Below are 20,275 nucleotides of genomic sequence, written 5' to 3'. Positions count from 1 at the left end.
GCCCGACACGACGGCCACCCGGTCGACGGCACCCGGCGGCGCAAAGCGTGGCCCAGCGTTGGCGATGCCCCTCGACGTGGCCCGTTGCTAGACTAGACGCCGATTACGACAGCTTGGCGATGATGCCTCGCAAAGCCTCGCCGAACTTGTGCACCTCCTCGACCGTGTTGTAGTGCACCAGCGAGGCGCGGATGGCGCCGCTGTCCATGCTGAGGTTAAGGCGCTTCATCAGCCGGGGCGCATACATGTGGCCGTCGCGGATGCCGATCTGCATGTCGGCCATTTCCTCGACGATCCGCTGTGGCGACAGCTTGCCGATGTTGAAGCAGAAGGTCGGCACGCGCTCGTTGATGCGGGCTTCGTCGGCAACGCCGTAGATGGTCGCGCCGCAATCCTTCAGCACGCCCATCATCTCGCGCGCCAGCACCAGCTCATAATCGCGGATGGCGCCCATGCCGGCGACGATGTTTTCGCGCCGCGAGCGGTTGTTGGAGGGCGCCAGATTGCGGCCGATCAGTTCCAGATACTGTACGGCGGCATCCATGCCCGACACGTTCTCATAGATGAAGGTGCCGGCCTCAACCTTGTAGGGCGGCTCGTCCGGAATGAAATCCTCGCGGAAGGTCGGCAAGCGTCTCAGCGTTTCGAAGCGGCCCCACAGGAAGCCCATATGCGGCGAAAAGTTCTTGTAGCCGGAGCAGACGAGATAGTCGCAGTCCCAGGCTTGCACGTCGATCAGTCCGTGCGGTCCGTAATGCACGCAGTCGAGAAACACTTCGCCGCCGGCGGCATGCGCGACTTTCGCGACGGATGCGACGTCCACGATCGAACCGATCGAGTGCGCCGTCACCGTGCAGGCGACAAGACGGGTGCGGTCGGAGACCAGCGGACGCAAATCGTCGACATGCAGATTTCCGTCCTCGCGCATGCGCCACCACTTGAACTTGGCGCCCGCGGATTCCAGCGCCAGCCAGGTGGCGATGTTGGCATCATGGTCCATGTCGGTGATGACGATCTCATCGCGCTCTTGCAGCATCTGGCCGATGCCGAGGCTGACCAGACGGATGAAGGAGGTGGCGTTCATGCCGAAGCAGATTTCCGCCGGGCTGTAGGCATTGATCAGCAAGGCGACGCTTGTCCGAGCGTCGGCGACCGACTGGTCGACGGTGACGCTGCGGCCATAGCGGCCGCCGCGCTGGACATTGTGCGAGACCAGGTGGTTGGTCACCGCGTCGAGCACGCTCTGCGGGATCTGCGCGCCGGCGGCATTGTCCATGAAAATGAAATCGCCGGCCCGCTGCAGGGCAGGAAACATGGCGCGGATGGTGTCGACGGGGAAGCCGCCGGTGGCCTGGGGATTGCTCAACAATATCTCCTGCGAAGTGCTTGTGGTGAGTGGCTAGAGCAATTCCAGGAAAAGTGCGTAGCGGTTTTCCGTCCGGAATTGCGTGAAAACAAAGAGTTGGAGCGGTTCGGGGATTCCAACAAACACTGAACCGCTCTAGCGGGCTTTCTCGTCCTTGAAGCGGGCTTCAAGGAGGCTGACGAGACGAACCATCGGCCAAAGAAAGATGAGGTAGACAAGGGCCGCGCCGATCAGCGGCGAGGGATTGGCGTAGAGCGACTGTGCGTTGGTCGCTTCCTTCAGCAGTTCCGGCAGGGCCACCGTGGATGCCAGCGAAGTGTCCTTGAACATCGAGACGCAGTTGCTGGTCATCGGCGGGATGACGACGCGCACCGCCTGCGGCAGCACCACCTTGCGCAAGGTCAAAAGGAACGGCAGGCCAAGCGCCTGCGACGCCTCGAACTGACCGCGCGGAATGCTCTCTATGCCGGACCGGAACACTTCGGCCGAATAGGCCGACATGATGATGGCGAACGCGGTCACCGCCGACGCCCAGGACGACAGGCGAATGCCGAGGAAAGGCAGCGCATAGTAGATCAGGATCAGCACGACGAGAACCGGCAAGGCGCGAAAGACGTCGGTGTAGCCGACCGCCAGCCAGCGCAGCGGTTTCGGCGCATAGAGCCGCAAAAGGCTGATCACCAGGCCGATGGGAATGCCGATGCCGATGCTGAGCAGGCCGAGCAGCAGCGTGTTCAGGAAGCCGCGCAGCAGCGCCGGCAGGCTCGACGCGATGACGTCGGCGTTGAAGAAAGTGTCGATCAGCGACATCAGGGCATTCCCGAACGGTGTTGCGTCATCTGACGCCAGGGCCCGCCCCGGAATATCAAGATCGGCTTTGCCGAACGGATGCTGGTCCCGGGAAGGCTATGCGTGAAAACGGGACGTGCCGACCCCTTTGTAGCCGGCACGCCTTTCGTCCTGTCGGCCGGCGCTCAGGCCTTGGGCAGCGGCATTTCCTTGACGGTCGAGGAATCGGCGGGGGCGTCGCTGCCGAACCACTTCTTGTGGATCGCGGCCAGCGTGCCGTCCTTCTTCATCGCCGTCAGCGCGTCGTTGAGCTTGCCGAGCAACGGATGATCCTTGGTCATCATCAGGCCGTACTGCTCGCCGGTCTTGATGCGCTGCTTGACCTTCAGGTCCTTCATCTTGGTGAAGGAATATTCCATGCCGGGAATGTCGCTGACGGCGGCGTCGACACGGCCGGCGCTGAGGTCGAGCAGCAGGTTCTGCTGCGTGTCATAGCCCTTCACATCGCTGAAGCCGTCGGCTTCCTGATGCGCCTTGACCCAGGTCTCGCCGGTCGAGCCCGAGAGCACGCCGACGATCTTGCCCTTGAGGTCCGCCTCGGTGTTGACCGCGCTGTCGGTCTTGGTGGCGATACCCATGTCGGAATCATAGTAGGGCTGGGTGAACGACTGCGACTTCAGCCGCTCCGGCGTGATCGTGATCGAGGAGATGGCGACGTCGATGCGCTTGGAGGTGGTCGCGGCGAACAGCGCCTGGAAGCCGAGATCGGCGATGTCGGTGGTCATGCCGACGCGCTTGGCCGCCTCGTTGACGATGTCGACCTCAAAACCCTCGAACGTGCCGCTCTCGTTCTTGTATTCGAAGGGCGGGTTGGTCGGGTAGGCGCCGACATTGAGCACATCGGCGGCATAGGCGGTTGCCGGTCCGGCGGCGATGCCGATTGCCGCGGCGAAAAGGATGAGATTGCGACGGTTGAGCTTCATTGGTGGTCCCTCTGGTTGTTGATCGGGCGGGCTGCCCCGCACGGTTTGTTGCCGTCCCGCCTCCCAGCGGGGCGTCAATTCATGGTGGCGACCATGCGCTCGAGCGCGGACGCGATCTGATCGCGATCGCATGCGTGTTCACGCGCGCGGCAAGGTTGGCGATGGTTTCGGTGTGCGGGTTCCTGGGCGCACGCATCGCAAGCGTAGCGCGCGCTGGACGATGACTGGGGCAGCACAAACGACAAGGATTGAAACCCCTCCTACCCGGAGCAGAATGACGAATTGCCCGGAAACCCTCCAGCCCTGCGGCCGCCATCGATCTTGAATGCTTATCCAAAGTGCCGCGCTTTTCAAGGCAAAAGTTTTAAGCTTAAAAAAGTTGCTCGGCTGCTGCTCGGCTAGGCGCTAGCGCGGGTCTTCCCGCGCCAGTTCGGCCCGGGCGGCGGCATGATTGGCCGCGGCGCCCGCACCGAGAAACATCGTGTCGCTGGCCAGCACGAAAAAGCTGGCGCCGACGGCTGCCCATTGGCCGACGGTCTGTGGGCTGGCGCAAAATATGCCGGAGGTCTTGTCGTGCGCGATCGTCACGCCGATGATCCTGCGGATCGCGTTCGTGAGCTTGTCGGCGCCCTTCGGTCCGATCGCATCGATCGACACGGAGAGATCGCCGGGGCCGACGAAGACCACGTCGACGCCCTCCACCGCGGCGATCGCGTCGATGTTGGCCAACCCTTCGACCGTTTCGACCTGGATCGCGACGACGGTCCGCTCATTGGCGCCAGCCAGGTATTCGGGAATGCGGTAACCATAGCCGGCCGCGCGGCCGGGTCCGACACCGCGCTCGCCTCGTGGCGGATAGCGCGACGCTTTCACCGCCATTGCCGCCTGTGCCGGTGTCGAGACGCGTGGCACCAGCACACCTTGCGCGCCGCTGTCCAATGCCGCCTGGATGGCTTCGGGCGCATGGCCGGGAACGCGCACCATCGCCGGCACGCGATGCACATCGGCGGCACGCACCATGCTCTCGATCATGTCGCGCGAGATTTGGGCATGCTCCCAGTCAATGCAGAGGAAGTCGAGGCCGGACAACGCCATCACCTCGACTGCGACGGGGTGAGGAATGGCGGCGAAGGAGCCGACGAGACTGCTCTTGCCGATGCATTTCTGGCGGAACTCGCTCATGCCTATCCCTTTTCTCATCCCGCCAAATTCATATCGGCAAACCAGTGCCAGGCGAAGCTATTTCATGCTTGAAATATTTTCGCGGAGCCGTAGCGTGCGATCTTCGCCGGGAGGTCGCGACATGAACAAAGCACATCCGTTGCACGGCTCCAACAAACTGAAGCTTGGCGTCTTCTCGACCAACGCCGATGGCGGCCTTGCCATATCGGACGTGCCGGAACGCTGGACGGCTAGCTGGCAGGACAATCTGACCGCAGCACAGATCGCCGACCGCGCCGGGCTGGAGTTCCTGCTGCCGATCGCCCGCTGGCGCGGCTTTGGCGGCCGCAACAAGGTGCGCGAGCGGTCGTTCGAGACCTTCACCTGGGCGGCGGCGCTCAGCATGGCCACCGACCGCATCGGCCTGTTCATGACCGTGCATGTGCCGCTGGTGCACCCGCTCTATGCCGCCAAGGCGCTGGCGACGGTCGACCACATCAGCCAGGGCCGTGCCGGCCTCAACATCGTCTGCGGCTGGAACCCGAAGGAATTCGGCATGTTCGGCACGCCGCTGGTCGAGAAGGGTTACGACCAGGCGGCCGAATGGATCGAGATTCTGGAGAAGCTCTACGCATCGGCGGAGCCGCTCGACTACGAAGGGATCTATTATCACCTCAAGGAGGCGGTCAGCCGGCCGGCCAGCCTGCAGGTTCCGCGCCCGGTGACCATGAACGCCGCTTTCGGCGGCCCGGGCCGCGATTTCGCCGCCGCCAGATGCGATTATCTGTTCACGACCTTTTCCGAGATGGGCGATGCCGGCAAGCATGTCGCCGACATCGGCGAACGGGCCGACAAGGTTGGCCGGGAGGTCGGCGTCTACACCGTGGCCCATGTCGTCTGCCGCCCGACCATGGAAGAGGCGCAGGCCTACTACACACGCTATGCAGTCGATCTGGCTGACCACGAGGCAGTCGATGCGCATATGGCCGGCAAGAAGGAATTCTCGCAATCGCACGACCCGCATGCCTATGAGCGCTATCGCCAGCGTTTCGCCGGCGGCGCCGGCACCTATCCGCTGGTTGGAACGTCGCAGACGATTGCCGCCGAGATGGCCGCCATTGCCGCGCACGGCTATCAGGGCATTGCGCTATCCTTCGTCAACTACACCAGGGAATTGCCCTATTTTTGCGACCACGTGCTGCCGTTGCTGAGGCAGGCTGGGCTTCGCGAATAAAATATTCCGGAGAGACGAATTCTTTATTCCGGAACGACGGCGGTCGCCTGGATCTCCACCTTGGCGCGGTCCTCCACCAGCGCCACCACCTGCATGGCGGCCATCGCCGGAAAATGCCGGCCGATCACCTCGCGATAAGCCTCGCCGATCCCCTTGAGGTTACCGAGATATTCGGCCTTGTCGGTGAAATACCAGGTCATCGAGGTGATGTGCCGTGGCTCCGCGCCGGCCTCGGCCAGCACCGCGACGATGTTCTGGAGCGTCTGCCGCACCTGGCCGGCGAAATCGTCGGTCTCGAACTGGCATTGCCCGTTCCAGCCGACCTGTCCGCCGACGAAGACGAGCCTGCCGCGCGCCGCCACGCCGTTGGCGTAGCCGACCGGTTTTGCCCAGCCTTCCGGCTGCAGGATCTCGTGCATGTCGTCTCTCCGCCTGTCCAATATCGGGTCCGCAATATCCGCGTCTCAAAACAATCCATCAACGCGACCTGTTCAGGCCGCGCCCATCACTTGCCGCGCGATCACCACCTTCTGCACGTCCGATGCGCCCTCATAGATGCGCAGCGCGCGGATTTCGCGGTACAGGCTCTCGACGATGTGGCCTTTGCGGACACCGTCGCCGCCATGCAGTTGCACCGCTTTGTCGATCACCTCCTGCGCCTTGTCGGTGGCGAACAGCTTGGCCATCGCCGCCTCGCGCGTCACCCGCGCCGCACCCATGTCCTTGGTCCAGGCGGCGCGATAGACCAGAAGGGCCGCCGCATCGACGTCGAGCGCCATGTCGGCGATATGGCCCTGCACCATCTGCAACTCGGCCATCGGTGCGCCAAACAATTTGCGCTCGGCCACGCGCTTGATGCTTTCATCGAGCGCGCGGCGGGCAAAGCCGAGCGCTGCCGCGCCGACCGTCGAGCGGAACACGTCGAGCACCGACATGGCGATGCGGAAGCCGTCGCCCGGCTTGCCGATCAGCGCCGAGGCAGGCAGCCGGACCTGGTCGAACGAAAGCCGCGCCAGCGGATGCGGCGCGATCACTTCCAGCCGTTCGGCAATACCGAGGCCCATGGCGTCGCCCGGCACCAGGAAGGCGGAAAGCCCCTTGGCACCCGGTGCCTCTCCGGTGCGGGCAAAGACGACATAGAGGTCGGCGATGCCGCCATTGGAGATCCAGGTCTTCTCGCCGGTGAGAACGTAGCTGTCGCCGTCGCGTGTCGCCGTCATTTCGGTGTTGGCGACATCCGAGCCGGAGCGCGGCTCCGACAGCGCGAAGGCGGAGATCGCCTTGCCGGCGCGGGTCTTCGAAAGCCATTGCTGCTGGTCCGGCGTCCCGAACAGGCTGAGTGCACCGGTGCCCAGCCCCTGCATGGCAAAGGCGAAGTCGGCCAACCCATCGTGGCGAGCCAGCGTCTCGCGCGTGATGCACAAGGTGCGTACGTCGAGCGGTCCAGGATTGTCGGTATCGAGCGCCGTCGGCTTCAGCCAGCCATCCTTGCCGAGCTTCGCCACCAGCTCGCGGCAGGCGGCGTCGACGTCATGATGATCGACGGGAAGGTTTTTGGCGCACCAGGTGTCGAGTTGTTCAGCCAGTTGGCGATGGCGGCCTTCGAAGAAGGGCCAGTTGAGGAAGGAGCGGTCAGGCATTTGGGCCTCCGCGGTACTTCAAGACCTGCGCTCTACGGCGCCCCCCTCTGTCCTGCCGGACTGTCCGGCAGGACAGAGGGGGGCGCTGTCCCGCCCACGTCTCTAACAATCCACCCATCCTCAATTCCCCTCGAACACCGGCTTTTCCTTGGCCACGAAAGCCAGGTACGCCCGTTCGAAATCGCGCGTCTGCATGCAGATCGCCTGCGCCTGCGCTTCCGCCTCGATCGCCTGGTCGAGGCCCATCGACCATTCCTGGTTGAGCTGCGTCTTGGTGATGCCGTGGGCGAAGGTCGGGCCGGAGACGATGCGGGCCGCCATCTCCAGCGCGTCGGCCTCCAGAGCCGCGGCATCGACCAGCCTGTTGTAGAACCCCCAGCGCTCGCCTTCCGTAGCCGTCATGGTTCGGCCGGTGTAAAGCAGTTCGGCGGCGCGGCCCTGGCCGATGATGCGCGGCAGGATCGCGCAGGCGCCCATGTCGCAGCCGGCAAGGCCGACACGTGTGAACAGGAAGGCGGTCTTGGCTTCCGGCGTGGCGATGCGGATGTCGGCGCTCATGGCGATGATGGCGCCGGCGCCGACCGCCACGCCGTCGACAGCCGCGATGATCGGCTTGCCGCAGTTGAGCATTGCCTTGACGAAATCGCCGGTCATGCGGGTAAAGGCCAAGAGCTGCTTCATGTCCATCTTGACCAGCGGACCGATGATGTCGTGGACATCGCCGCCGGAGCAGAAATTGCCGCCATTGGAGAGGAACACCACAGCGTCGACGTCCTCGGCATAGACGAGATCGCGGAACGTGTCGCGCAGCTCGGCATAGCTATCGAAGGTCAGCGGGTTCTTGCGCTCCGGCCGGTCGAGCCGGACCCTGGCGATCCGGCCCTCGACTTCCCACAGGAAATGCTTCGGCTTGAGGCCGGCCATTGCAGTCATTCGCGTCCCTCCCAGTTGCTGCGGAACGAGGTCAGCATGCCGGTCAGCCGGTGCGCATCCTCCTCGCTGACCTTGCCCAGCAATTCGCCGATCCAGCCCTCATGCGCCGCGGCGATGGTGGCAAAGGACTTCGTGCCTTCCTCGGTCAACCGCACCATCGAGGTACGGCGGTCGCCATTGCGGCGGGCCCGGGCGACAAGTCCTTCCGACACCAGCCGGTCGACAATGCCGGTGACATTGCCGTTGGACACCAGCAGGAAGCGCGACAGGTCGCTCATCAGCATGCCTTCCGGCGCCCGATAAAGCGCTGCCATCACGTCGAAACGCGGCAGCGTCGTGTCGAATTCCTTCTTCAGGCGCTCGCGCAATTCGGCCTCGATCGTGCGTGAAGCCCGCAGCAGCCTTATCCAAAGACGCAACCGGTCCTTGCCGGGACCCGATGGCACGGGCAGGGGGCCGGCTACCATGTCTCGCCTCCCGAGATCGAAATCGCCTGTCCGGTGATCGACGCCGCCGCGTCGCCGCACAACCACAGCACTGCTTCGGCAATCTCTTGCGGCTGGATGAAGCGGCCTTGCGGGTTGGTCGAGACGAGGCTGGCTCGCCCCTCGCCAGCCGAGCGGCCGGTCTTTTCGATGATGCGCTGGATGGACTCCTCCAACATGTCGGTCTCGACGAAGCCCGGACACACCGCATTGACGGCGACGCCGGATTTCGCCGTCTCGGCCGCCAGCGCCCGCATCAGCCCGACGACGCCATGTTTGGCCGCCACATAAGGCGCGACATAGGCGTAGCCTTTCAATCCAGCGGTCGAGGCGATGAAGACGATGCGACCTGCCTTGCGCGCGGCCATGCCGGCCAGCGCCGGCCTCACCGTCAGGAACGCCCCGGTCAGATTGACGTCGAGCGTTCGCTGCCAGTCGGCCAGGGCGATCTTGTGCGCCGGCGTGCTGCCGGCCATGCCGGCACTGGCAACGACGATGTCGAACGGTCCGCGCGCGGCCTCCGCCATCTCGTAAAGCGCCGCCATCGCCGCCTCACTGGTGACATCTGCGACGATGCCATGGATGCGGCCGTTTTCGCCGGCAACCTTGGTGAGCTCAGCTTCGCGGCGCCCGCAAATGGTCACGTCGATACCAGCTGCGGCCAAAGTGAGCGCGATGGCCCGGCCGACGCCGGATCCGCCGCCGGTGACCAGCGCGTGCTTGCCGGGAATCGTTGTCGCGGCCGTCATACTTTCAGCCCCGCAGCGGCGTCACGCTCGGCCAGCCGGTAGAGCTGATCGCGCCCGGGCAGATAGGGATCCGGCCATTTGACGCCACGGTCGCCGAGCGTCACCGCCGCATGCAGCATCCAGTAGGGATCGGCGAGATGCGGCCGTGCCAGCGCCACCAGATCGGCGCGGCCGGCCATCAGGATCGAATTGACATGGTCGGGCTCGTAGATGTTGCCGACCGCCATCGTCGCCATGCCGACTTCGTTGCGGATACGGTCGGAAAACGGCGTCTGGAACATGCGTCCATAGACCGGCTTGGCGGCAACCGACGTCTGGCCGGCCGAGACGTCGCATATATCGACGCCTGCCTCATACAGCATCCGCGCGATCTCGACGGCGTCTGCCGGCGTCACGCCTTCGATGCCGACCCAGTCATTGGCCGAAATGCGCATCGAGATCGGTTTTTCCGCCGGCCAGGCGGCGCGCACCGCGTGGAAGATTTCCAGGGGATAGCGCATGCGGTTCTCCAGTGAGCCGCCATAGGCGTCAGTGCGCTGGTTGGTGACCGGCGTAATGAACGACGACAGGAGATAGCCATGCGCGGCGTGGATCTCGAGCATGTCGAAGCCGCAGCGATCGGCCATTTCGGCCGAGGCCACGAATTGATCGCGCACCAAATCCATGTCGGCGCGGTCCATCGCCTTCGGCACCTGATTCTCAGGCGACCACGCAACGGCCGATGCCGCCATGATAGGCCAGTTGCCCGAGGCCAGCGGCACGTCGGTGCCTTCCCAGCCGACACGGGTCGAACCCTTGGCGCCGGAATGGCCGATCTGGGCGCATATTCTGGCTTCGGTTTCGGTATGGACGAAGTCGACCAGTCGCCTCCACGCCACCTCATGTTCGGGCGCATAGAAGCCAGGACAGCCGGGCGTGATGCGTCCTTCCGGGCTGACACAGGTCATCTCGATATAGACGAGTCCCGCACCGCCCTTGGCGCGTTCGGCATAGTGGGTGAAATGCCAGTCGGTCGGGCGGCCGTCGACGGCCTTGTACTGCGCCATCGGCGAGACGACGACGCGGTTGTTGAGGACCATGTCGCGCAGCTTGAAGGGCGCGAACATCGGCGCCCGGCGCAGCCTGTTGCCGCCGGCACCGGCCTGCCGCTGGAACCATTCTTCCGCGCCGCCTAGCCACTCGGCATCGCGCAACCGCAGATTCTCGTGGCTGATGCGTTGCGAACGGGTCAAAAGCGAATAGTTGAACTGCACCGGATCGAGGCCGAGATAGCGCTCGACCTCTTCGAACCATTCCAGAGAATTGCGCGCCGCCGACTGCAGCTTCAGCACTTCGGTGCGGCGGGCGTCCTCATATTTGCGGAAGGCGGCCTCGAGGTCCGGCTCGGTCTCGACATAGTCGGCCAGCGCCACCGCACTCTCCAAGGCGAGTTTGGTGCCGGAGCCGATCGAGAAATGCGCCGAGGCCGCGGCGTCGCCCATCAGCGCCAGATTCTTGTAGGACCAGCGCTCGCAAAGCACGCGCGGGAAATTGATCCAGGCCGAGCCCCTGATGTGGTTGGCGTTGGTCATCAGCGCGTGGCCGCCAAGATGTTTGGCAAAGATGCGCTCGCACACCGCGATGGACTCCTGCTGCGACATCGCGCCGAAGCCGAAGGCGGCCCAGGTCTGCTCGCTGCACTCGACGATGAAGGTCGCGGTATCGCTGTCGAACTGGTAGGCGTGCGCCCACACCCAGCCATGCTCGGTCTTCTCGAAGATGAAGGTGAAGGCGTCGTCGAATTTCTGGTTGGTGCCGAGCCAGACGAACTTGCATTTGCGCGTGTCGATGTCGGGCTTGAAGATATCGATGAAGCTGTTGCGCGCCCTGGAGTTCAACCCGTCGGCGGCGACGACCAGGTCATGCGTCTCCATATAGGGTTTTGGGTCGGCGATGTCGGTTTCGAACATCAGCTTGACGCCGAGTTCGCGGGCGCGGCGCTGCAGCAGGATCAACAGCCGCTTGCGGCCGATGCCGCAGAAGCCGTGGCCCGACGAGACCGTGCGCACGCCGTCATGAATGACGGCGATGTCATCCCAATAGGCAAAATGCTTCTTGATCCAAACGGCGCTGACCGGATCATTCTCAGCAAGATTATCGAGCGTCTCGGCCGACAGCACGACGCCCCAGCCGAACGTGTCGTCGGCCCGATTGCGCTCGAAAACCGTCACGTCGTGCGCAGCGTCCCTCAGCTTCATCGAAATGGCAAAGTAGAGGCCGGCCGGTCCGCCGCCGAGAACCGCAACCTTCATACGTGCGATCTCCTCTTCGCTTGCTGTGCCTCAGTATCGCGCCGGAGGTAAGATATTTCAAGCTTAAAGTTTTTATGTCGAAATGATTATGCGGCCTGGGTGGCGCGCTTGCCGTGACGTCCTGCAAGCGCGCCGCGAGAGATCATTTCTCCGGATTCTTCGGACTCCACAGCACGGTCTCAGCCGTCTTCTCATAAAGCCATGCCAGAGGATAACTGACCGCTTCCAATTGCAGGCCCAAGGTGCCTGGAAATAGAGGATGGTCTGGCCAGCGGCGGCCCCATCCTTGTCTTGACGCTCTTGCCATCGAGATAGGCTTTCGCGGCGGCGACATCATCGACATAGAAGGCGATGTGGAAGCCGCCAATGTCGCTGTTTTTCGGTGTCAGATCCTTCTGGTCGGGCGCGGTATATTTGAACAGCTCGATGTTCGATCCATAGCCGCAACGCACCATGGTGACCTGCTCGATGACAGCCTTCGGATCGACGCCGAGCAGGTCCTGCATGAAGGTGCCCTTGTTGTCGGCGAACGGCCCAAACGACATCGCCTTCTTGCAGCCGACGACCTCGGTGAAGAAGTCGACCGCCTGCTTCATGTCGGGAACCGTGACGCCGGTATGGTCGTGGCCGCGCATGCCAGGGATCGAATCCGCCGAGGCCATGCCGGCAGTGCCCGAGATAGCAGCAGCAAGCGTTGCAATTGCGATTGTGGTCTTCATGTCAGTCCTCCTCCATTTGGCGGGACTTGATCCTTTTCCAGTCGCAAGTCCGAGGCCCGCTTCTCGGCATGCGTTCGCCGTCATATCGGCGCCTTGCCTGTGGAAGGGATGTCCAGCCAGCCCGCATCGATTTCCGGCAGCGGAATGGCTGCGATGAGATCGCGCGTGTAGGCCTGCCGCGGCTTGTCGAACAAGGCGTCGGTGGCGCTCGCCTCGACGATGCTGCCCTCGCGCATGACGATCACCTGTTGGCAAAGCCGCCGGATTACCGACAGATCGTGGCTGATGAAGGCGACCGTCAGGCCCATCTCCGCGGCAAGCTTCTCCAGCAAGGTGAGGATCTGCGCCTGCGTCGAGACGTCGAGCCCGGAGACGATCTCGTCGGCGAGCACGAATTTCGGCGACAGCGCCAGCGCGCGCGCAATGCCGACGCGCTGGCGCTGGCCGCCTGACAGTTCGTGGCGATAGCGGCTGGCGAAGCTTTGCGGCAGGCCGACGCGTTGCAGTGCCTCCGCGACGCGCGCTTTCAGATTGTCGCCAAGCCCGTTCTGACGGAGCGGTGCGGCGATGATGCTGGCGATGGTGCGGCGCGGGTTGAGCGACGACATCGGATCCTGGAAGATCATCTGCAGGTCGCGGCGCAGTGGCCGCAGTGCCGCTTCCGGCAGATGGGTGATGTCACGGCCCTCGAAACGGATGCTGCCGGCGCTCGGTTCCAGCAGCCGCACCAGCGCGCGGCCGAGCGTCGATTTGCCGGACCCGGATTCGCCGACTATGCCGGTCACCGAGCCGCTGGGCAGGTCGAAATCCAGGCCTTTCAGAATCTCGGCCAACGGTGCGCGGCCGATCAGCGGCTTGCGCGTCATGTCGGGCAGCGCGACCTTCAGCCCGCGCACGGAAAACAGCGGCTCAGCCATGCGGGCGCCTCCAGGCCTGATCGGCGGAAGCGATTTCGGCGGCGAGACCGGCCAGCACCGTCTCGTCCACCGGTTTCAGTGAAGCGAAGGGATCGGTGTAGCGCGGCGTCGCGGCCATCAGCGCGCGCGTGTAGGGGTGCCGAGGTGCCGCGAAGAGATCAGTGGTTTCGGCTTCCTCCACCACCTTGCCGGCATAAAGAACCGACACTTTCTGGCTGATCTTGGCGACGACGCCGAGATCATGGGTGACGAACAGGATCGCGGTGCCGTGCTCGCGCTGCAACGCGACGATCAGCCGAAGGATCTGCTTCTGCACGGTAACGTCGAGCGCCGTGGTCGGCTCGTCGGCGACGATCAGCCGTGGCTCGGCGGCGAAGGTGGCGGCAATCAGCACGCGTTGGCGCATGCCACCGGACAGTTCGTGCGGATAAGTCTTCAGCACGCGGTCGGGGTCGCGGATCTGCACCTCGTCCAGCAATTGCCGGATACGCCGATCGGCCTTGTCGCCGCTCCAGCCGAGGATGCGCACCAGCCGGTCGGTCATCTGCGGGCCGATGCGGCGCGAGGGGTTGAGCGCGGTCAGCGGATCCTGCGGGATCAGCGCCGTGCGCGCGCCGATCAGCGTGCGCCGCGCCTTGGGCTGGAGTTTGCCGAGGTCTTCGCCCTCGAGCCGTATATCGCCTTCGACGATGCGCACGCTCGATGGCAAGACGCCGAGCACCGCCTTGCCGATCATCGTCTTGCCGGCGCCGCTTTCGCCGACGAGCGCGCGCACCTCGCCGGGTTGCACGGAAAGCGAAACAGAACGCAGCACGCGCTGGCCGTTGGCCAGCACGGCGCTCAGATTGGCGATGTCGAGACAGGCGCTCATCGCAGCACCGGATCGAAACGGGTCTTCAGAGCTTCGCCGAACTGGCTGAAAGACAGCACGGTGAGGATCAGCGTGATCAGCGGGAAAACCAGCACCCACCATGCCTGATGGATCGAGAGACGGCCCTCGGCGATGATGCCGCCCCAGGTCGGATCGTCGGTCGAGATCGACAGATTGACGAAGGACAGGATCGCCTCGACGATAACGGCGATACCCATTTCAAGCGACAGCAGCGCCACGATCGACGGCACCACATTGGGCAACACCTCGCGCAGCATGATGCCGATGCGGCCGTAGCCGGCGATGCGGGCATTCTCGACATAGTCCATGCGCGACTGGCCCATGGCTTCGGCGCGGATCACGCGGCAGAAGCGCGTCCAGTCGATGATCGCGATGGCGAGAATGACGGAGCTTAAGCCGGTGCCCAGCACGGCGACTAGGAGGATAGCGAACAGCACCGGCGGGAAGGCCATCCAGACGTCGACGATGCGCGAGATGATACGATCCGCCCAGCCGCCGAAATAGCCAGCGATCAGCCCAAGCATTGAGCCGACGACGCAGGCGGCGATGGCCGCCGCGAAAGCAACGATGAAGGCGATGCGGCCACCAAAAATCAGGCGCGAGAGCAGGTCGCGGCCGAGGCTGTCGGTGCCGAGCCAATAGCCGGGCTCGGCACCATCGAGCCAGAACGGCGGCAACCGCTCCAGCATCAGGTCCTGCGCCAGCGGATCCTGCGGCGCGACCAGCGGGGCGAAGATCGCTGCCAGCAGCGCCAGCAGCAGCCAGCCTCCCGCCAGCCATAGCTTTACGCCTGCGCCATGTCGCGAGATGCGTGCCTCATCCATGGCGCAGCCTCGGATTGAGCAGCGCATACATCATGTCGACGGCAAGGTTGATCAGCACGAACAGCAGCGCGAAGACCAGCACGATGCCCTGGATCAGCGGCAGGTCGCGGTTGATGACGGCATCGATGGCCATGTTGCCGAGCCCCTCATAGGAGAACAGCCGTTCGACGATGACGGTGCCGCCGATGAGGAAGGTGAATTGTACGCCGACCAGGGTCAGCGTCGGCAGGGCGGCGTTCTTCAGCGCCTCGCGCAGGATGACCTGCGTTTCCGAAAACCCTTTGACCCGCGCCAGCACCACATAGTCGAGGTCGAGCACTTCCTTCAGCGACTGTTTCAACAGCTGCGAGATGATTGCCGCCAGCGGCAGCGCCAGGGCAATCGCCGGCATCAGCATGTGCTTCAAGAGATCCCAGGTGAGGTCGAAGCGCAGCCGCAGCAGGCTCTCGAACAAATAGAACTGGGAGACGAAGGGCAGGTCGAGTTGCGGCGACACGCGGCCCGAAATGTCGAAGATCGGCACCAGCACGCCGAACAGCAGGATCAGCACCAGGCCCCAGAGGAAATCGGGAATGGAAAGCGCTGCACCGCTGGCGATGTCGATGCCGGCTTCGACCGCCCTACCGCGTTCGCGGGCGCCGAGTATCGCCGTCGTGCCGCCGATCGCCACCGCCATGATAAGCGCGACGATGGCAAGCTCAAGCGTCGCCGGCAGCCGGTTGAAGACGAGGCCGAGCACATCTTGCCGCAGCGAGATCGAGGTGCCGAAATCGCCCCTGGCGACACCGGACAGCCAGATGAAGAATTGTTGCACGATCGTCTTGTCGAGCCCGTACAGCGCCCGCAGCCGGGCGATGTCGTCATTGGTGGCGCCCGGCGGTAGCATCATGGCAATCGGATCGCCGGGTGCTACGCGGATGACCACGAATACGACGACGGCCACGCCGAACAGCGTGATCAGCATCGTCGCAAGACGGATCAGGAATCGTTGCAGGAGCATTCTGGCGTTGGCCTAGCGTGTTCTAACGAGCAGCCCCTCATCCGGACGCCTCGCGGCCACCTTCTCTCCGAGGGGGGAAGGTGGCCCGAAGGGCCGGATGAGAGGGCCTGCGCAAGTTGCACGCCGTCTTGCGACGGCGTGCCTTGTCGTCTGTCTCAGGCCGGCGTCATCAGCGCCGGCAGCAGCGCGCCTGAAATATGCTGCACCACGTTGACGCCCTTGGCATGCACGATCGGCTGCGCGTACTGCATCAGCGGCAGCACATAAGCCTGCTCGGCGATGTATTTGTCGACCGTCTTCCAGCCGGCGATGCGCTTGGCTTCGTCCTTCTCTCCCCACAGCGGGTTGATCATGTCGATCAGGTCCTGGCTGTCCCAGACCGAATGCGGGCTCGGTCCATACATGGCAAAGCCGGTCGAGGTGGTCGGATCGCCGATGGCGTTGCCCCAGTTGTAGAAGGCCGCGGGCGCGAGCTTGTCGGCGGCGCGCAGCTCGTAGTGCTTGGCAATCTCGTAGACCTCGATCGTCGCCTCGATGCCGACCTTGCGCCACATGCCGACGATCGCCTGGATCATCTCATAATCCTTGGGCTTGAAGCCCTTGGTCGTCTGGATGGTGAACTTGACCGGCTTTTCCGGCGAATAGCCTGAGGCGGCCAGCAGTTCCTTGGCCTTTTCCGGATTGTGCTCCACCTTGATCGAGGCATCGAAGGCCGCGTATTCCGGCGTTTCCAGCGTAGCGATCGGCTGGCCATAGCCGCGCAGCAGCCGCTTGACCAGAAGCTCCTTGTCCACCGCCATGACGGCTGCCTGGCGCACGTTCTTGTCGAGCATGGCTTCGATGTCGTTGAAGAAGATCATGCCGATATCGGAAACATTCTTGATCGAGCCGGCGAGCCCCTCCTTGGCGATCAGCCGGTCATACTCCTCGTAGGGGATTTCGAGCGTCACCTGCGAGGAGCCGGATTCAATCTCTGCCACGCGGCTCGCCGCATCGGTGACGAACTTGATCGTCACATTCTCGAAGGCCGGCTTGCCGCCCCAGTAGTTGGGATTGGCTTTCAACCGCAGGAAGGCGTTGCGCTCGAATTTTTCGACCATGTAGGGGCCGGTACCGATCGGCGCCTTCTCGAAACCTTCGGCGCCGACCTTCTCGTAATAGGCCTTCGGCATGATGTAGCCGGTCAGGAACGACATCCATTTGAAATAGACCGGGTCGAACTGGACGACGTCGCCTGATATCTTGTTGCCGTCGATCTTGAAATTGCTGACGTTCTTCCAGACGAACTGGATCGGGTTCCCGGTCTTCTCGTCGCCCGCCCGCTGCAGCGACCAGACCACGTCTTCCGGTGTGAACGGCGAGCCGTCATGCCATTTCACGCCTTCGCGCACTGTCATCATGATCTTGGTGCGGTCCTCGTTCCAGCCCCATTCCGTCAAAAGGCCAGGCGCGAAGGACAGGTCAGGCTTCTGCGGGATGAACTGGTCGAACACCGACTGGTAGAGGCCCTGGATGGTCGGGTTGACGGCCGACGGTCCGGTGGTCGGATCCCAGGACGGCAGGTTGACGTTGTAGGCGATGGTCAGTTCGCCGGCGGCAGCCCGGGCGATCTTCGGCAGGCCGACGGCGGCCACGCCAAGTGCCGCGGCACTGTATCCCAGCAATTCGCGTCTGTTGATTGTCATGGTCGTTCCCCTTGTTGGTTATTGTCGTTGCGCAGCTTCGTCCGGTCATTGGTTCGGCTTCGTCGGCAGCAGCGCCTTGCCTCTCGTCGCCTTCATGAAATCGTCTGGCCTACCTCCCGCCAAGCTGTTGCGCGAGCATGAAGCCCGAGGCGGCACCCGTGCCGGCACCGGGCCATGTCGCGGCGCCGGTGAGATGCAGATTGGTCACCGGCGTGTTCCAGCCGGCATGGCCGCGCGCCGGACGGAACAGGAAATTCTGCGCCAGATGGTGGCTGCCGCAGAGCTGGTCTCCACCGACGAGGTTCGGGTTCTCGCGCTCGAGATCGATGGGCGAAAACACCGCGCGATCGAGGATTTTTGCGCGCAGGCCGGGCGCGTAGGTTTCGATGATGTCGAGCACGCGGTCAGCGTAGGCCTCCTTGACCTCGTCCCAATGTGCCGGCGCGATCTTGGCCGAGGCGTCGCCCGCGATTTCGGCGGGCAGCATGCGCACCTGCACCCACAGAACATGTTTGCCTTCAGGTGCCCGGGAAGGGTCGACCGCCGTCGGCTGGCCGACGACCAGCACCGGTTCGTCAGGCAACATGCCTGCCACCACCTGTTGATAGGTGCGCGACATCTGGTCGAGCGACGGCGCCAGATGCACATAGGCGAACTGGCGCAACTCTGCCCCGGCGCGCCAGTCCGGCAGATCGTCCAGCGCCAGGTGGATCATCATCGTGCCCGGCGCATGCCGAAACTTCTGCATCGCCATGTCGAAGCCGGTGTCGCCGGAACCGCCGGGCAGCAGCTTGCCGGACAGCGCCTTGGGCGCCACGCCTGCAATCACCGCCCTGGTGGCCGTATGCGTCTCGCCGGAAGCAAGCCGCACACCTGTCGCCTTGCCGCCGGAGACCGTGATCTCGGCCACCTCGGCGCTGGCAATGATCCTGCCGCCGGCGGATGTCACCATGCCGGCCAGCGCCCGGATGATCGTATCGGCGCCGCCCTTGCCCAGCACCATGCCAAAACTCTGGTTGACCATCGATTCCAGATAGGGAAACACGGCACCGCCGGCGATGTCTGGCGCGAAGTCGAGATGCATGCCCCAGGTGGCGAGCGTCGCCCTGATGTGTGGAGATTCGAAATTTTCCTCCAGCCAGACACGCGGCGACGACAGCAGCAGCCGGCCGGTGTCGAGCGCGCCGGAAACACCTTTTTTGCGCCACAGCTTCCAGGCGGTACTTGCAAGCGCCCGGGCGCTCATCGGCGAGCCCAGCAGCTTGAACAAATGCTCGGCCTCGGCCGGGAAGGCGGCAACCAGCCTGCGCCATGTCGCGGCATCGGCAGCCGAAAAGGCAGCCATGCGGCCGGCGGTCTTTTCCAGATCGTTGCTGACGCCGAACCAGCGCCCATCCGGAAAGGCGCTGGCGAAACAGTCGGCGACCGGGGCGAATTCCAACCCCTGCGCTTTCAATTCATTTGCATATTTCCGGTGGAACGCCGAGCCGGCGAACAGGCTCAGATTCATCGCGCCGAAATCGTGGCGGAAGCCTGGGAGGGTGAACTCGCGAGTCTGGACGGCGCCGCCGATTGTTGCGCCGCATTCGAAAACCCCGGTTTTCCAGCCCTTGAGCGCCAGATGCGCGGCGCATGCCAGAGTGTTGTGGCCCGCCCCGACAAAGATGGCGTCGAACTCGCTCACGCCCCGTTCCCATTTCCTTTATGCTTAAAGATAATTGCAGATGCATATGTTTTCGTCTAGTAGGATATTAAGGGCCGAGACGAGCCTTGATCATGTCAGCCAAGAGGGAACAGAGACCATGGACAGCCAAAAACTCCTCGGCGAAGTCGCCGCCCAGCTTCTTTCCGGCGCCATCAAGGTGGTCGACCTGACGGCGCCGCTCGGGCCGGACACACCGCTGATCAAGCTGCCGCCGGAACTTGCCGTCGACACGCCGAAGGTCGAGATTCATTCGATCTCCCGCTATGACAAGAACGGTCCATGGTGGGCGTGGAACTGGCTGAAGCTTGGCGAGCATTCCGGCACGCATTTCGACGCCCCGCAGCATTGGATCTCCGGCAAGGATTATCCGGACGGCGCCACCGACACCATTCCGGCGCAGAATTTCATCGGTCCGGTCAATGTCATCGACTGTTCGAAGGAGGCCGCCGCCGACCACGATTTCCTGCTCACCGTCGACCACATCAAGGCCTGGGAAGCCAGGCATGGCGCGATCAACGCCGGCGAGTGGGTGGTGATGCGCACCGACTGGTACAAGCGCAACGGCTCGGAAGCCGAATTCCTCAATGCCAACGAAACCGGCCCGCACACGCCCGGCCCGACGGCGGAAGCCATCCAGTTCCTGATCAGCAAGGACATCAAGGGCTGGGGCTCGGAGACCATCGGCACCGATGCCGGCAAGGCCGGCGGCATGGAGCCGCCATTCCCGGCGCATACGCTGATGCACAAGGCCAACCGCTACGGCCTCGCCAGCCTCTGCAATCTCGACCAACTGCCGCCGAAAGGCTCGATCCTGATCGCGGCCCCGCTCAAGATCGAGCACGGCACCGGCAGCCCGATCCGCGCACTGGCGCTGGTGGCGGGCAAATAGGGCGAGGGCGGTC

The 20,275-nt window shown here is 63.9% G+C and carries 18 protein-coding genes and 1 pseudogene; 2 read left to right on the top strand and 17 right to left on the bottom strand.

Annotation, left to right across the window (positions count from 1 at the left end; all coding sequences use genetic code 11):
* Positions 1 to 103: 103 nt before the first annotated feature.
* The 4 genes from FJ941_RS27550 to FJ941_RS27535 form a co-directional block, all read right to left on the bottom strand.
* Positions 104 to 1,366 (bottom strand): cysteine desulfurase-like protein, encoded by a 1,263-nt coding sequence (locus FJ941_RS27550; protein ID WP_181170016.1) that lies wholly within the window; start codon positions 1,364 to 1,366, stop codon positions 104 to 106.
* A gap of 135 nt (positions 1,367 to 1,501) precedes the next feature.
* The gene (locus FJ941_RS27545) at positions 1,502 to 2,176 is read right to left on the bottom strand and encodes an amino acid ABC transporter permease (RefSeq protein WP_027142133.1); all 675 of its coding nucleotides are present in this window, start codon (positions 2,174 to 2,176) and stop codon (positions 1,502 to 1,504) included.
* 164 nt (positions 2,177 to 2,340) lie between these two features.
* A complete protein-coding gene (locus FJ941_RS27540) occupies positions 2,341 to 3,138 on the bottom strand; it encodes an ABC transporter substrate-binding protein (protein WP_140510616.1) in 798 nt (265 codons plus the stop codon).
* A gap of 405 nt (positions 3,139 to 3,543) precedes the next feature.
* Complete coding sequence (locus FJ941_RS27535; protein ID WP_140510614.1) at positions 3,544 to 4,320, bottom strand: HpcH/HpaI aldolase/citrate lyase family protein; 777 nt, start codon at positions 4,318 to 4,320, stop codon at positions 3,544 to 3,546.
* A 121-nt stretch (positions 4,321 to 4,441) separates the two neighbouring features.
* On the opposite strand from FJ941_RS27535, the gene FJ941_RS27530 reads away from it, so the two are divergent.
* On the top strand, positions 4,442 to 5,533 hold the full coding sequence (locus FJ941_RS27530) for an LLM class flavin-dependent oxidoreductase (RefSeq protein WP_140510612.1): 1,092 nt from the start codon (positions 4,442 to 4,444) through the stop codon (positions 5,531 to 5,533).
* 23 nt (positions 5,534 to 5,556) lie between these two features.
* Here the strand turns inward: FJ941_RS27530 and FJ941_RS27525 are convergent, their stop codons facing one another.
* The 13 genes and pseudogenes from FJ941_RS27525 to FJ941_RS27465 form a co-directional block, all read right to left on the bottom strand.
* Complete coding sequence (locus tag FJ941_RS27525; protein WP_027142129.1) at positions 5,557 to 5,952, bottom strand: RidA family protein; 396 nt, start codon at positions 5,950 to 5,952, stop codon at positions 5,557 to 5,559.
* Between the two features lie 72 nt (positions 5,953 to 6,024).
* Positions 6,025 to 7,173: an acyl-CoA dehydrogenase family protein gene (locus tag FJ941_RS27520; RefSeq protein ID WP_140510610.1), complete on the bottom strand. Its 1,149-nt coding sequence runs from the start codon at positions 7,171 to 7,173 to the stop codon at positions 6,025 to 6,027.
* 120 nt (positions 7,174 to 7,293) lie between these two features.
* Positions 7,294 to 8,106, bottom strand: coding sequence for an enoyl-CoA hydratase family protein (locus FJ941_RS27515; RefSeq protein WP_140510608.1), 813 nt, complete (start codon positions 8,104 to 8,106; stop codon positions 7,294 to 7,296).
* Entirely contained in the window at positions 8,103 to 8,573 is a 471-nt protein-coding gene (locus FJ941_RS27510) for a MarR family transcriptional regulator (protein ID WP_027142126.1), read from the bottom strand. Before FJ941_RS27510 ends, FJ941_RS27515 begins: the two co-directional genes overlap by 4 nt.
* Entirely contained in the window at positions 8,567 to 9,340 is a 774-nt protein-coding gene (locus tag FJ941_RS27505; protein ID WP_140510606.1) for an SDR family NAD(P)-dependent oxidoreductase, read from the bottom strand. Before FJ941_RS27505 ends, FJ941_RS27510 begins: the two co-directional genes overlap by 7 nt.
* Positions 9,337 to 11,631 carry a bifunctional salicylyl-CoA 5-hydroxylase/oxidoreductase gene (locus FJ941_RS27500; RefSeq protein ID WP_140510604.1) on the bottom strand — a complete coding sequence of 765 codons (2,295 nt, stop codon included), beginning with the start codon at positions 11,629 to 11,631 and terminating at the stop codon, positions 9,337 to 9,339. The genes FJ941_RS27505 and FJ941_RS27500 overlap by 4 nt, the downstream gene beginning before the upstream one ends.
* Positions 11,632 to 11,773: 142 nt before the next feature.
* Positions 11,774 to 12,350 (bottom strand): annotated as a pseudogene (locus tag FJ941_RS27495) (VOC family protein).
* 80 nt (positions 12,351 to 12,430) lie between these two features.
* On the bottom strand, positions 12,431 to 13,267 hold the full coding sequence (locus tag FJ941_RS27490) for an ATP-binding cassette domain-containing protein (RefSeq protein ID WP_140510602.1): 837 nt from the start codon (positions 13,265 to 13,267) through the stop codon (positions 12,431 to 12,433).
* On the bottom strand, positions 13,260 to 14,138 hold the full coding sequence (locus FJ941_RS27485; protein WP_140510600.1) for an ABC transporter ATP-binding protein: 879 nt from the start codon (positions 14,136 to 14,138) through the stop codon (positions 13,260 to 13,262). The genes FJ941_RS27490 and FJ941_RS27485 overlap by 8 nt, the downstream gene beginning before the upstream one ends.
* Positions 14,135 to 14,983 (bottom strand): ABC transporter permease, encoded by an 849-nt coding sequence (locus tag FJ941_RS27480; RefSeq protein ID WP_140510598.1) that lies wholly within the window; start codon positions 14,981 to 14,983, stop codon positions 14,135 to 14,137. Before FJ941_RS27480 ends, FJ941_RS27485 begins: the two co-directional genes overlap by 4 nt.
* Positions 14,976 to 15,983, bottom strand: a complete 1,008-nt coding sequence (locus FJ941_RS27475) for an ABC transporter permease (RefSeq protein WP_140510596.1) — start codon at positions 15,981 to 15,983, stop codon at positions 14,976 to 14,978. Before FJ941_RS27475 ends, FJ941_RS27480 begins: the two co-directional genes overlap by 8 nt.
* Before the next feature lie 155 nt (positions 15,984 to 16,138).
* Positions 16,139 to 17,668, bottom strand: a complete 1,530-nt coding sequence (locus tag FJ941_RS27470) for an ABC transporter substrate-binding protein (RefSeq protein WP_140510595.1) — start codon at positions 17,666 to 17,668, stop codon at positions 16,139 to 16,141.
* A 109-nt stretch (positions 17,669 to 17,777) separates the two neighbouring features.
* On the bottom strand, positions 17,778 to 19,352 hold the full coding sequence (locus FJ941_RS27465) for an NAD(P)/FAD-dependent oxidoreductase (RefSeq protein WP_140510593.1): 1,575 nt from the start codon (positions 19,350 to 19,352) through the stop codon (positions 17,778 to 17,780).
* A gap of 118 nt (positions 19,353 to 19,470) precedes the next feature.
* Here FJ941_RS27465 and FJ941_RS27460 point away from each other — a divergent pair, with 118 nt between their 5' ends.
* A complete protein-coding gene (locus FJ941_RS27460) occupies positions 19,471 to 20,262 on the top strand; it encodes a cyclase family protein (RefSeq protein WP_140510591.1) in 792 nt (263 codons plus the stop codon).
* The last annotated feature ends 13 nt before the right edge of the window (positions 20,263 to 20,275 follow it).

The sequence above is a fragment of the Mesorhizobium sp. B2-3-13 genome, assembly GCF_006442195.1.
Lineage (GTDB): Bacteria > Pseudomonadota > Alphaproteobacteria > Rhizobiales > Rhizobiaceae > Mesorhizobium > Mesorhizobium salmacidum.
This window is presented reverse-complemented; position numbering and strand designations above follow the sequence as displayed.

Excerpts from the sequence above, each read along its gene's own strand:
- FJ941_RS27545 (WP_027142133.1), bottom strand. The coding sequence starts at position 2,176 with ATGTCGCTGATCGACACTTTCTTCAACGCCGACGTCATCGCGTCGAGC.
- FJ941_RS27540 (WP_140510616.1), bottom strand. The coding sequence starts at position 3,138 with ATGAAGCTCAACCGTCGCAATCTCATCCTTTTCGCCGCGGCAATCGGC.
- FJ941_RS27535 (WP_140510614.1), bottom strand. The coding sequence starts at position 4,320 with ATGAGCGAGTTCCGCCAGAAATGCATCGGCAAGAGCAGTCTCGTCGGC.
- FJ941_RS27530 (WP_140510612.1), top strand. The coding sequence starts at position 4,442 with ATGAACAAAGCACATCCGTTGCACGGCTCCAACAAACTGAAGCTTGGC.
- FJ941_RS27525 (WP_027142129.1), bottom strand. The coding sequence starts at position 5,952 with ATGCACGAGATCCTGCAGCCGGAAGGCTGGGCAAAACCGGTCGGCTAC.
- FJ941_RS27520 (WP_140510610.1), bottom strand. The coding sequence starts at position 7,173 with ATGCCTGACCGCTCCTTCCTCAACTGGCCCTTCTTCGAAGGCCGCCAT.
- FJ941_RS27515 (WP_140510608.1), bottom strand. The coding sequence starts at position 8,106 with ATGACTGCAATGGCCGGCCTCAAGCCGAAGCATTTCCTGTGGGAAGTC.
- FJ941_RS27510 (WP_027142126.1), bottom strand. The coding sequence starts at position 8,573 with ATGGTAGCCGGCCCCCTGCCCGTGCCATCGGGTCCCGGCAAGGACCGG.
- FJ941_RS27505 (WP_140510606.1), bottom strand. The coding sequence starts at position 9,340 with ATGACGGCCGCGACAACGATTCCCGGCAAGCACGCGCTGGTCACCGGC.
- FJ941_RS27500 (WP_140510604.1), bottom strand. The coding sequence starts at position 11,631 with ATGAAGGTTGCGGTTCTCGGCGGCGGACCGGCCGGCCTCTACTTTGCC.
- FJ941_RS27490 (WP_140510602.1), bottom strand. The coding sequence starts at position 13,267 with ATGGCTGAGCCGCTGTTTTCCGTGCGCGGGCTGAAGGTCGCGCTGCCC.
- FJ941_RS27485 (WP_140510600.1), bottom strand. The coding sequence starts at position 14,138 with ATGAGCGCCTGTCTCGACATCGCCAATCTGAGCGCCGTGCTGGCCAAC.
- FJ941_RS27480 (WP_140510598.1), bottom strand. The coding sequence starts at position 14,983 with ATGGATGAGGCACGCATCTCGCGACATGGCGCAGGCGTAAAGCTATGG.
- FJ941_RS27475 (WP_140510596.1), bottom strand. The coding sequence starts at position 15,983 with ATGCTCCTGCAACGATTCCTGATCCGTCTTGCGACGATGCTGATCACG.
- FJ941_RS27470 (WP_140510595.1), bottom strand. The coding sequence starts at position 17,668 with ATGACAATCAACAGACGCGAATTGCTGGGATACAGTGCCGCGGCACTT.
- FJ941_RS27460 (WP_140510591.1), top strand. The coding sequence starts at position 19,471 with ATGGACAGCCAAAAACTCCTCGGCGAAGTCGCCGCCCAGCTTCTTTCC.